This is a genomic window from Nitrosomonas sp. (assembly GCF_024282095.1).
In the GTDB taxonomy this organism is placed as follows: domain Bacteria; phylum Pseudomonadota; class Gammaproteobacteria; order Burkholderiales; family Nitrosomonadaceae; genus Nitrosomonas.
In genome coordinates this window covers 25174-37460 of record NZ_JAMWZS010000012.1, presented here as the reverse complement: position 1 = coordinate 37460, position 12287 = coordinate 25174, and the positions used below count along the sequence as shown (strand labels likewise).

The window sequence follows — 12287 nt, the reverse complement described above, 5'->3', positions numbered from 1 at the left end:
TATTTTTACTGATTGGCCTTGAAATAATTGATCAATCCGTTGGTGGATGGATCATGAGACGTTACGGTAGCCTCCTGTTTCAGTTCGGTCAGGATTTTTCCGGCAAGCTGTTTGCCCAGCTCCACACCCCATTGATCAAACGGATTGATATTCCAGATCACGCTTTGCACAAAAACTTTATGCTCGTATAGCGCAATGAGTGAACCCAGTGTCCTGGGGTCCAGTTTTTTAAACAGAATGGAAGTGGTGGGGCGATTCCCGGGGAAAATTTTGTGCGGCAACAGTTGCTCCACAGATGCTGCGTTCATGCCTTGTGATGTTAGTTCCGCACGTACTTCCTGCGCATTCTTGCCGGCCATCAGCGCTTCAGTCTGGGCAAAGAAATTGGCCAATAACATGCGATGATGATCGCCAACCGGATAATGGCTTTGACAAGGTGCCAGAAAATCCGCTGAGATGGTTTGCGTTCCTTGATGCAATAACTGGTAGAAAGCGTGCTGGCCGTTGGTTCCGGGTTCGCCCCAGACCACCGCGCCGGTGGCATAATCCACTGCTTCACCGTCACGGCTGATACGTTTGCCGTTGCTCTCCATTTCCAGCTGTTGTAGGTAGGCGGGGAAACGGTGCATGGATTGATCGTACGGCAGCACTGCGTGCGATGCAGTATTGAAAAAATTGATGTGCCAGATACCCATCAGACCCAGCATGACCGGCAGGTTCTTTTCGAGTGGCGCGGTGGCGAAATGCTGATCCATGTCCCGTGCGCCTGCGAGCAGGGCATAAAAATTATCCATGCCGACGGCCAAAGCGATGGGTAGACCGATTGCTGACCATAACGAATAGCGTCCACCCACCCAATCCCAGAACTCAAACATGTTGTCAGGATCAATGCCGAATTTTTCCACGGCAGCGCGATTGGTGGAAACAGCGACAAAATGATGCGCGATATCTTTTTCCCCGCCACCGTGAGACAGAAACCACCGCCGTGCGGAATGCGCATTAGTCAGTGTTTCCTGAGTGGTGAATGTTTTTGAAGCGATGATAAATAAAGTCGTGGCCGGGTCAAGATGTTGCAATGTTTCAAACAATTGCGCGCCATCAATGTTGGAAACGAAGTGCGGCGTAAGCGCGGGTAGACCGTAAGGTTTGAGCGCTTCAGTGACCATCACCGGCCCCAGATCGGAGCCGCCGATACCGATATTGACGATATCAGTGAAAATTTTTCCCGTATACCCTTTGCGCGCACCGCTTTGCACCGCAACTGAAAAGCGTTCCATCTGTTTCAACACGCGGCTGACTTCCGGCATGACATCTACACCATCCACATAAGTGGCGTGTTCGCTGCGTAACGCAATATGCAGTGCGGCGCGCTGCTCAGTGGCATTGATTTTCTCTCCGGAGAACATGCGCGTAATCCAGTTGTGCAGTTCCTGCTGATGCGCCAGTGCCAGTAGCCGGTCGATCGTCTCATGATTGATTGGCTGTTTCGAGAAATCGATCAGAATGTCATTGAAAGGTAGCGAAAATTTCTCAAAGCGCTGCGGATCTTTTTGGAATAAGTCGCGCAAGTGCTGCTGCGCCATGACAGATTGATGTGCCTGCAAGGCAAGCCAAGCCGGTGATTCAGTGAGTGATGACATATTAATTTGTAGTAATTACCGAATATTAAGCATCGTACCGATTGATTTTCAGCGTGATCACCAATTCCTGCGTGGTGATCGGCCATTCCAACCGGAGTGTCAGCGCCTGCATGATTTTCTCAAACCCACTTTCAGATTGTGATACTGAAAAGTGCGGATGCCCAATTAATGTGACCGGGGAAGAAGTTTTGATCACAATATTGCCGCCCAGCGTATCATCGTCCAGTGTTATTTCAGTCAAATCCGTCAACTCAAGCGATTGACCAAAGCCGCCAGGAATTTTCCCCTGATAAATGTAACGCCCGCCGACGCCGTCGCAACTTGGCATAGCCAGATTAATTTCGGTGCTGAACAACTGCGGCATTTTAGCGGTAAAGCGATATGCTACTTGTAACCGGTTATCGTCCAGCATGAATTGTTTATGGATCGGATACTCGGTGTTTTCGGATTGAAAATGATTGTTTTCAAGTGCTGCAGCGGTGGATTGGTAAACGATATAGGTATTGTCCAAAGAATCAACAAACAAACTGCGCGGATGATCGTCGGCAACGATATCTTCCGCATTGATCTCATGTTTATAGCTGACGCGGTCATGCGCTGAAGCAATACCGCTGACTGCATGACTGGATGTATGATCTTCACCCGGCTGAATTTTCTGATGATAATGCTCGACCTGGCAGCGCAAGGTATCGCCAAAGTTATGGTTGAGCCGGTAAGCATCCAGCTCGCAAATACTGGCAAAGCTATCCAGTTTCAGGACGGCCTGCAGCATACCATTTTGTAAATAAGCTTCTTCCACACCGTCCAAGTCGGTGTCTTCGGTGAAGTATGTTGTTCGAGGCGCGCAAACATCGAGCAACGCTTCCAGTTCAATGAGGGCGTTGTAGACTGCACGCCGCAGATGGGGAAGATACAAACCGCCAAACAGGCCGTGCCAATAGGCATCATTGGCTTGGGATTCGTAGAGTTTTTGCTGCATCAGGGCGGTGCGCTGTTTTTTCGGGAGTGAATTCAGCCGTGCAGAAAGTCCTAGCATGCGCTTATGCATCCAATTCGATTCAGGATAGCGCGAAAAGAAATTTTTCCAGATACCGCCGCGTAGGAATGCTTTCTTGTGTTCATACCAGCCGCTCGTCTTGGCTTGTTGTACCAAATCTGCGTAGGTGCTAGCAGACTGAGTGGGCAGTGTCCATTCATTCATTTCAATATAGGATACCGTGGGCAAGTAGACAACGCCGCGTGTTTTTTCACCGGCGTGATATTCGCTGTAGTGCTGGGTACAAATTTTGGGTGAAGCCAGCACGCTTTGGATAAAGTGCTCAAGCCAGCCTTTTTCATACACCCATTGGTAAGTTTCCGGCCAGATGCCGAATTTTTCAATGTCATCAAAATAAATTGCTGCCGCATGGGTATGTGACGGGTGCTGGTCTGCCAATGATTCCAGGTAAGCGATGGTTTCTTCAACAGGGGCGAACGGGATTTTATAGCGTAGCGATTCCGAAATTGGGAACAAGTCGAGTTTATGGCTATCTTCTTCGGTGGTGAAATAACCGTTTAATTCGGTTGGTGTCTTGCCGGCACAGAGAAAATGATAGTCATCCACAATGACGTAACGGATGCCGCAATCCGCAAGTGCCGGAACGACCGTTGATTCCCATACACGTTCTGTCAGCCACGCACCTTGCGGACGTTGTCCTAGCTTTGCTGCCAATTTGTTGGAGAAAGTCTCGATCTGCCCGATGCGATCCCGATTGGGAATCACTGCCAAAACCGGTTCGGTATCACCCGCACCAAATAATTCCACTTGATTGCGTTCAACCATTTCACGCAGTAATACCATGTCTTCAGGGAAATGTTGCAGCAGATAATCGAGCAGCCAGCCGGAGAAATGGACGGCGAAACGAAAATCCGGGTAGCGGTGCAATACTTGCAAAAACGGTTTGTAACAACGCAAATGTGCATCCGTCAGTACATCGGGAAAATTGCCGACAGGCTGATGCGCATGGACACCGAAAAGTAGCGAAACACGTTGTGACATTCAATGACTCCGGTAATTGTTAAGAACGTGGGTAACCGAGAACCCGATTTCAAACACGGATGAGTGGTGTTTGAAATCAATCAGGTATTATGAAGATCGCCGCATAGCGCCGCTCGCCTCAGTTTGCTCATTACCTTTGCTGATGGATTCAAGTACTGACGGCGGTATCGGCAATTTAAGCAAATGATACAGATTCATCAAGTTTTGCCGGAACAACTGGTCAAAACTTGCCACCGAATGCGCCGGATTGTAATCGCCAAACCACCAGAACCAGTCAGAGCTCTCGCACGATGCCAATTGCCGGCTGGCCTCCGTTTTTTGCTCATCGGTCAAGCGGTCGCTTTGCATCACCAGATCAAAGCTGTGCTTGGCTATACATAGCATATCCCAGGCGCAATTTTTTTCCTTATCGCCAATCCACGTGGAGAAAGTGCCGTATACCCAACTACCGGCTGCCAGTGTAGGTAATGTTGAAATATTATTCGTATTTTTAGTATCGGCGATATAGTTACGATACGTCGTGGTGCGAATAAACGGATGATTATCGAGTAAGCTGTAAAGATCTTCAAGAAAGTAATAGCCGTTATACGGATACGATTCCCAGGCATTTTCTCCATCCAGAATGACGCTGACAACCGGACTTTCCTCAGCGGGTGTGTTGTGGTAGATATGTTCCAGCGATTGTATGAAATTTTCTGCCGCATCACGTCCAAACCACTTGGCATATTCAAAGCCGATCAAATCGGATAGCTGGTCATCGCGAAAGAAACACGTGATTTTCTCGGTTTCTCCGGCCACCTTGTAAGGGCGATATAAATAGTGACTGCGATCCGGTAATGGCGCATCAGGATGAGAGGCACGCAAGCTATTGACCAGAACACCCTCACCACTTGCACTCCACTGACAGTTCTGTTCTGCCAGAATTTTTAATAATGCTGTCGACAGAGCGCCTTCAGCGGGCCAGATGCCGCAGGGTTCTTCATTAAAACGCTGTGTGTGGTGAGTGATTGCTGACGAGAGATGAAACGCAACACGGCTGCGTCCACCGGGATAAAGGTGGTGCTCCGGTAAGGTGATATCGGGTTGACTATCCCGGGCGGAAGAAAAATCAATCAGCAGCGGTGCGAGCGGATGGTAATGGGGCGTAGTGGATAATTCGATCTGACCTGACTCGGCCAGTTTGCGGTAGCGCGGAATTAATTGTTTGATCAGATCCCCAATCAGATTGAATAGTTGCAGCCGATCTTCGTAGCCGAATCCCTGGCTTTGCGCCATCAGCCTCATGATGAACTCGTTGTTCCGGCGCACACTCTCACCCATCCACGCCAAGTGATACCACACCAGCAAATCGGCCAGATATTGTCCGGAAACATAAGCTAATTCACTTTCACTGCGTTTGTTGAAGATTTGATAAAGCTCATGCAGGCGTTTATAGGCCGGGTACGGTTGCAGCATCGTTTCATGATTGCTGAGAAAGCAGCTGTCGAACACGTATGAGCGATCCTGCATGGAAATGTGCTCGAGATCGGACGTGGCTAACAAGCGTAGCAAAGGGCTGCGTATCTGTCCGCTAGAAAATTGCTCAGTGAAATCTTCCAATTGATCGAGCAGTATCGGTACAAAATTGACAACTGCTTTGGTCTGCGGATGCATTTCCAGGTGATAAGCCATGTCGGTATAGTCTTTGATGGCGTGCAGATATACCCACGGCAATACAAATTCCTTCGTGACATAATCACGGTAATCCGGTTGATGCATGTGCCACAGTAAAACAAGATTTAATTGCTTCATTTCAAAATGATACTACTTACGAAAATTTTTATCGTTAACGTCCAACATGATGTATATTTTGCCCTAACATTTCAGGTGTAATCAATGTGATGCCTTTTTCAGTCACATAGAATCGTTTGCGATCCGCCTCTGCATCATAGCCCACGACCAATCCCTCAGGGATCACGCATTGTTTTTCCACCACCACACGTCGTAGACGCGCATGCCTGCCAATCACGACATTGGGCAATATGACCGAATCTTCCACCGTGCTGTAGCTGTTGACTTTTACATTGGAAAACAGCAATGAACGACGCACGGTTGCACCGCTGATAATACAACCTCCCGATACGGACGAATCCAGCGCCTGACCACGACGATCCGCATCATCGAAAACGAATTTGGCCGGGGGTAATTGTTCCTGGTGTGTCCAGATCGGCCAGTCTTCATCGTACAGGTTGAGCTGCGGTGTCACGGTGATCAGGTCTAAATTGGCTTCCCAATAAGCATCCACGGTTCCCACATCGCGCCAATACGGTATTCCGGATGCCATATTGACGCAACTGTTCATGAATCGATGCGCAAATACACGATAGCGGGGCACCAGGTACGGGATCAGATCCTTGCCAAAATCGTGGGATGAATCATTGGCTTGATGGTCACGAATGAGTTGCTCATAGAGAAATTTGGCATTAAACACATAGATTCCCATGCTGACCAGCGCTTTTCCCGGCTGACCGGGTATCGGTATCGGATCGCTCGGCTTTTCGGCAAAACTGGTGACTTGCCAAGCATCATTGACGCCCATGACGCCAAAAGCGCTGGCTTCCTCTACCGCAACTTCCAGGCACGCTACCGTCATGTCGGCTGCTTTCTCGATATGTTCGGCCAGTAGCTTACTGTAGTCCATTTTGTAAATATGATCGCCGCCCAGAATCAATACATATTCGGCGTCGTGGCGCTGCAATATGTCGACATTCTGGAATACCGCATCAGCGGTACCTTGATACCATGTTTCATCGGCGGTTCGTTGTTGCGCGGGTAGCAGTTCGACAAATTCTTTGAAACGGCCATCAAGAAAACTCCAGCCATGCTGAATATGGCGGATCAAGCTCTGTGCTTTGTATTGCGTCACAACGCCGATACGCCGCACACCCGAATTGACGCAATTGGAAAGTGGAAAATCAATGATGCGGAATTTTCCGCCAAACGGCACCGCCGGTTTTGCGCGCCAATCCGTTAATTGATGTAAACGGCTACCGCGTCCTCCCGCCAGTATCAGTGCGAGTGTGTTGTGCGTGATATTGCTGTGAAAGCGTGTGCTGGCGTTATGTTCCGCTTGAGATTCACTGGTATACATAGGTTCTTTATTGTTATCCATAGTGATTGTACCTTTCACGATTCATCTGAGCATGTTATCGCATTATGGCACTTTCTTACAGATCGCTTTGCTTTTAATTATTGTTTTTCAAAGCGCGCCAGCGCCTAAAACACCCATGCAGCAGACTGTTCAAGTTCGATGAAGAGACCAGCTTTGTTCGCCCTGTGCCAATGATGGAAAAGAACCTATAAATTCCTGTTATTAGCCATATTGGTTGAATGCATAAGAATTTATGATGGCAATCCTTGGAAAGAAGAAATAACGTCCACGTGGTAAATATTCTTACGCTTCGATACAGAAATTGACATGCTAGTACACCCCCATCACCTCCATTATCCACATCACTTCAATACCTTGGTAATCAATTGCGCATGACTGTAAGCTGTCCATTATTAAAAATAATAACTAGCCTGAAATTCTTGATCTTCGCAATTGTTTGCAGTTTCGCAAACTTGGTACTTGCTAGTGGTAAGTCAGCTAATAATCAGTTTCTGGATCTCAGTCTGCAAGAATTGATGGACATTAAAGTGGTCAATGTGTCTTCAGTCTCCAAGCATGCGCAGAAACTGACCGAAGTGGCTTCGGCTGTATTTGTGATCACACAAGACGATATCCGTCGATCCGGTGCGACCAGCATTCCCGATGCGCTACGCATGGCACCCGGCGTGCAGGTTGAACGTATCGGTACCGATAAATGGGCTGTCAGTATTCGTGGCTTCAATGGATTTTCTGCGGATAAAGTACAGGTGCTGATTGATGGACGTAGCGATTATTCGCCGTTGATTGCAGGTACATTGTGGGTGCAACAGGATACGCTGATGGAAGATATTGAGCGTATCGAAATTATTCGTGGTCCTGCGGCGACAGTCTGGGGAACCAATGCAGTCAATGGCATCACCAAAAACGCCGCCGACACCCAAGGTGTGTTGCTGACAGCCGGCGGAGGCAAGTTTTGAGCACGGTTTTGGAAGTGCCCGCTACGGTGGAAAGATTAACGAAGATACGCCCTTTCGTGTTTATGCCAAAGGATTTACCCGTGACAACACGGTTTCCCTGTCAGGAGAAAATGCGCACGATCAATGGCATTCGGTACGAGGAGGATTCCGCGTGGATCATGTCCGTGGAATCGATCAGTTCACGCTACAAGGAGAAGGTTTCTCGAATGCCATCGGCAATACAGTCAATCAGCATTATCTCGATGTACCCGTTATATCCAATCCCATACAAATAGGCCGTCAAGACGGTGGATATATGCGTTTTCGCTGGGATCGCGTGCTTTCGGATCAATCCTCGCTGCTGTTCCAAGCCGCTTACGATCGCAATCATTTCCGCTTGCTGCCTATTACAGAATTCAAGGCCGAGAGTGTCGACATCGATTTTCAGCACCGCTTTCCACTGTTTGATAAACATCATTTAACCTGGGGAGGTCACTACCGGGTCAATCATACCAAAGTGGCCGATGCGGAAATTGTGCAGTTTAGCCCACGGGAAAAAACCAATCACTTCTTCAGCGGTTTTGTTCGTGATGAAGTTGCGCTGATACCCAAATATGTACTGTTCTCGGCGGGCACTCGCGTCGATCACAACGATTTTACCGGCGTGGAGATACAACCGAACGCGCGCTTAACGTGGCTTCCCAGCAGCCAGAATTCAGTTTGGATAGCCATTTCACGTGCAGTGCGAACACCTTCGCGTACTGAAACTGACGCTCGTCTCAACACCGGGTATTTGCCGAGTTTACTGGGAACGTCCGATTTGCCCGTTTCCATCCTGGGTGTGTTGTACGGTAATAGCAACTTTGATTCAGAAAAATTGCTGGCCTATGAATTAGGGTATCGCCATCAATTTTCTTCGCGGGCATCTGTCGATATTGCCGGGTTTGTCAATGATTATAGTCACCTGCGTGATTTTAGTTTTGGCGCGCTGGCGCTCAGTTCTGGATTGCCGCAACATTTGGTGCTGCCGGTACTGCCTAACAACAAAGCTTCTGCGCTAACTTATGGGTTTGAAGTGGCGGCAGATTGGAAGCCGCTCGAGAAATGGCGATTACAAGGCAATTATAGCTATCTGAATATACATACTGCCTCGAGCGAGCTATTTAAAAGTGTTGATCCGATAGTTGGTAGCGCGAGTAAAGCGAATCCTCAACATCAATTATCTTTTCGCTCGCATTACGACATCACTGAAAAACTGGAATTGAATCTTTGGTTGCGTTACACCAGCAATATCTCGTTTTATGATATTCCAAGCTATGTCGCGATGGATGCAAAACTGATATGGAAGCCGGTGCGTAACGTCGAATTATTTGCCGTGGGACAAAATCTGTTGAGTGGAAGCCATCGGGAATTTGAGTCCAGTGGGCTTTCTTCGGTTCCAACGCTGATTCCTCGAGGAGTGTATGTGGGGGCGCAGTGGCGTTTCTAACGAGGATAATGAGATTGACTCTACTTGCTAAACTAATTCGCTCAGATAGATTCGTAAAACGAATAATCTGTCATTGCGTATTAGTCTTATGCCTGAGTTTCAATTGCACGCTGGTTCAATCAGCTGCTTACGCTGAGGACAGTGTCGAATATCAAGTTAAAGCGGCTTTTATTGCAAACTTTATCGCATTTACAAATTGGCCGGATGACACCCTGCAAACAATCGATCTGTGTATCTATGGGGAAGATTATTTCGGTAGCAGCATCGATCAGTTACAAAATAAATCCAGTAATAATCGTAAAATCAGAGTGCGGCGTATTAGCGATCTTGGCGCACTGAACGAATGTCAGGTTGTTTTTATCTCTAAATCAAACGCGAGTAGTGTAATGGCTATTTTAGATAGCCTGCGGGGAAAACCCATGCTGACGCTTGCCGATAGTCCAAATATGGCAGCCCAGGGTGTGGTGATTAACATGAACTTAAGAAATGAAAAAATTGTTTTTGAAGTTAATCTGAAAGCCGCACGTGAATCCGGGCTGTATATCAGTTCCCAGTTACTGCAATTGGCTACCCGGGTGTATCAATAGCAAAAATTCGGCAAAACCGGATGGGTATTTGGGGAGCTTATTTTCGTTTTTACCATTCACGTGATAATCTCTATGCTTGCGTTACCCGGGCGATCCCACTTAAACCGTTTTAATTTCCAAGATCCGATGTGATTACCACCCGTACAATCAATCCATTGCAAGAAGCTTTGCTGCATGCGCGGCTACATGATCCATTTTCGTATCTGGGGTTGCATCAGGAACAGGGTCAAGCCTTGGTACGGGTATTCCGCCCTGATGACACGCATGTATGGATCAGAACGGCTGGCGGTTTTGAACCGATGCGGCGCATCCATCCGCATGGCGTGTTCGAGTGGCGCGGAGAATCTCCGCCCGACATGCCGTATCGGTTGCGGATCGAAAAGCAAGGTGCACGGCATATTGTCTATGAAACGTATGATCCTTATGCTTTTGCGCCGCAAATTTCGGGTCATGATTTGCACCTGTTCAATGAAGGCAAGCTGTGGCAAGCCTACCGCATGCTGGGTGCGCAACCTGCCAACAATGCCGGTATCGCTGGCATGCGTTTTTCGGTATGGGCGCCCAACGCCGGACGTGTCAGCGTGGTCGGCGATTTCAATCGGTGGGATGGAAGAACGCATCCGATGAAAGTGCATCACGCCAGCGGCGTGTGGGAATTGTTCATTCCGGAATTGCCGCCGGATTCACTGTATAAATATGAAATTTGCAATCGGAACAGCGGGGAAATTCTGCTTAAAACGGATCCTTATGCCAATCACTACGAGCTGCGTCCCAACACGGCGGCGCTGACGCCTGCGGATGGCCGCCATGATTGGCACGATGCAATGTGGATGACGAGCCGCGCTAACTGGGATTGGCTGCATGCGCCGCTGAATGTGCTTGAAGTTCACGCCGGATCGTGGAAGCGGCATCCGGATGGGCGTTTTTACACATACCGGGAACTCGCTGATCATTTGCTGCCCTATGTGCTGGAAATGGGCTATACGCATATCGAATTGATGCCCATTGCGGAACATCCGCTGGACGAATCCTGGGGTTATCAGACCACCGGCTATTTTGCCGCCACCAGCCGTTATGGCTCACCTGATGACTTCCGGTTTTTTGTGGATACCTGCCATCAGGCGGGAATTGGCGTGATCCTGGATTGGGTGCCTGCGCATTTTCCGCAGGATACGTTTGCTTTGGCGCGCTTCGACGGCACGGCATTGTATGAACATGAAGATCCGCGCCTTGGTTTTCACCAGGATTGGGGCACGTACATCTTCAATTACGGCCGCAACGAAGTGAAATCATTTCTGCTGTCCAGCGCGCATTACTGGTTATCCGAATTTCACCTGGACGGATTGCGTGTCGATGCGGTGGCTTCGATGCTGTATCTGGATTATTCGCGCAAGGAAGGGGAGTGGTTGCCCAATAAGTATGGCGGTCGCGAAAATCTGGAAGCCATCGAATTCCTGCGCGAGCTGAATATCATGGTGCACGCCGAATTTCCCGGCGCGCTGACGCTGGCCGAAGAATCCACCGCGTGGCCGGGCGTATCGCGCCCTACCTATGTCGGCGGTCTGGGATTTTCGATGAAATGGAATATGGGGTGGATGCACGACACCCTGGCATATATGCGGCAAGACCCCGTGCATCGGCGTTATCACCAGGATCAACTCACGTTCAGTCAGCTCTATGCGTATAGTGAAAATTTTGTACTGCCGTTTTCGCATGACGAAGTGGTGCATGGCAAAGGCTCGCTTTGGAACAAAATGCCCGGCGATGCGTGGCAGAAATTTGCCAATGTGCGCCTGCTGCTGGTGTATCAGATGACGTGGCCGGGCAAGAAGCTCAACTTCATGGGCAACGAATTCGCCCAGCAGCAGGAATGGCGCATTAACCATGAACTGGATTGGTATTTGCTCGGACAAAAGCAGCATTCCGGTATCGAGGCTGCGCACCGTGACTTGAATCATTATTACAAACACATCCCGGCTTTGCATCAACTCGACTTTGTATCGGAAGGATTTCACTGGATCGATTGCCAGGATGCCGATCATTCGGTAATCAGCTACGTGCGGCGCGCCAAAGATGGCTCTTTTGTGCTGGTGGTTCTCAATTTCACCCCGGTGCCGCGCACCGGCTACCGCATCGGCGTCTCGGCCGCCGGGACTTATCATGAACTGTTCAACAGTGATTCAACCTACTACGGCGGCAGCAATGTCGGCAATTTAGGCAATATCGCCAGCGTGCACATACCCTGGATGGGTTTCGCCGATTCGATGACGGTTACGTTGCCGCCGTTGGCGGGGGTGGTTTTTTCTTTGCAGGATATGTCCGATACTAGGAATCCTGAATAACTGTCATTTCGAGCATAGCGAGAAATCTATGTTGCTGATTTCCTAAGATTCCTCACTATGTTCGGAATAACAAATAGGGTTATCCAGCATATCCCTTAAAGTTTA

At 48.9% G+C, this 12287-nt stretch carries 8 protein-coding genes; 4 read left to right on the top strand and 4 right to left on the bottom strand.

What is annotated here, in order from left to right; translation table 11 throughout:
- Positions 1–5: 5 nt before the first annotated feature.
- From pgi to glgC, 4 genes are all read right to left on the bottom strand, one after another.
- A complete protein-coding gene (gene pgi, locus Q0K92_RS05400) occupies positions 6–1640 on the bottom strand; it encodes a glucose-6-phosphate isomerase (protein WP_297324782.1) in 1635 nt (544 codons plus the stop codon).
- A 25-nt stretch (positions 1641–1665) separates the two neighbouring features.
- A complete protein-coding gene (locus Q0K92_RS05395; protein ID WP_297324781.1) occupies positions 1666–3678 on the bottom strand; it encodes an alpha-amylase/4-alpha-glucanotransferase domain-containing protein in 2013 nt (670 codons plus the stop codon).
- An 87-nt stretch (positions 3679–3765) separates the two neighbouring features.
- Complete coding sequence (locus Q0K92_RS05390; protein ID WP_297324780.1) at positions 3766–5469, bottom strand: glycoside hydrolase family 57 protein; 1704 nt, start codon at positions 5467–5469, stop codon at positions 3766–3768.
- Positions 5470–5503: 34 nt separating this feature from the next.
- Complete coding sequence (gene glgC, locus Q0K92_RS05385) at positions 5504–6808, bottom strand: glucose-1-phosphate adenylyltransferase (protein WP_297324811.1); 1305 nt, start codon at positions 6806–6808, stop codon at positions 5504–5506.
- Positions 6809–7281: 473 nt separating this feature from the next.
- Here glgC and Q0K92_RS05380 point away from each other — a divergent pair, with 473 nt between their 5' ends.
- The 4 genes from Q0K92_RS05380 (at position 7282) to glgB (ending at position 12182) form a co-directional block, all read left to right on the top strand.
- A complete protein-coding gene (locus Q0K92_RS05380) occupies positions 7282–7785 on the top strand; it encodes a TonB-dependent receptor plug domain-containing protein (RefSeq protein ID WP_297324779.1) in 504 nt (167 codons plus the stop codon).
- Positions 7786–7819: 34 nt separating this feature from the next.
- Positions 7820–9253 carry a TonB-dependent receptor gene (locus Q0K92_RS05375; RefSeq protein ID WP_366084095.1) on the top strand — a complete coding sequence of 478 codons (1434 nt, stop codon included), beginning with the start codon at positions 7820–7822 and terminating at the stop codon, positions 9251–9253.
- An 8-nt stretch (positions 9254–9261) separates the two neighbouring features.
- Positions 9262–9840, top strand: a complete 579-nt coding sequence (locus Q0K92_RS05370) for a YfiR family protein (RefSeq protein ID WP_297324777.1) — start codon at positions 9262–9264, stop codon at positions 9838–9840.
- A 128-nt stretch (positions 9841–9968) separates the two neighbouring features.
- Positions 9969–12182, top strand: coding sequence for a 1,4-alpha-glucan branching protein GlgB (gene glgB, locus Q0K92_RS05365; RefSeq protein ID WP_297324776.1), 2214 nt, complete (start codon positions 9969–9971; stop codon positions 12180–12182).
- The last annotated feature ends 105 nt before the right edge of the window (positions 12183–12287 follow it).

What these genes read in the sequence shown, in the direction of transcription:
- Q0K92_RS05390 (WP_297324780.1), bottom strand. Translation starts at nt 5,469, where the DNA reads ATGAAGCAATTAAATCTTGTTTTACTGTGGCACATGCATCAACCGGAT.
- glgC (WP_297324811.1), bottom strand. Translation starts at nt 6,808, where the DNA reads ATGTATACCAGTGAATCTCAAGCGGAACATAACGCCAGCACACGCTTT.
- pgi (WP_297324782.1), bottom strand. Translation starts at nt 1,640, where the DNA reads ATGTCATCACTCACTGAATCACCGGCTTGGCTTGCCTTGCAGGCACAT.
- Q0K92_RS05370 (WP_297324777.1), top strand. Translation starts at nt 9,262, where the DNA reads ATGAGATTGACTCTACTTGCTAAACTAATTCGCTCAGATAGATTCGTA.
- Q0K92_RS05395 (WP_297324781.1), bottom strand. Translation starts at nt 3,678, where the DNA reads ATGTCACAACGTGTTTCGCTACTTTTCGGTGTCCATGCGCATCAGCCT.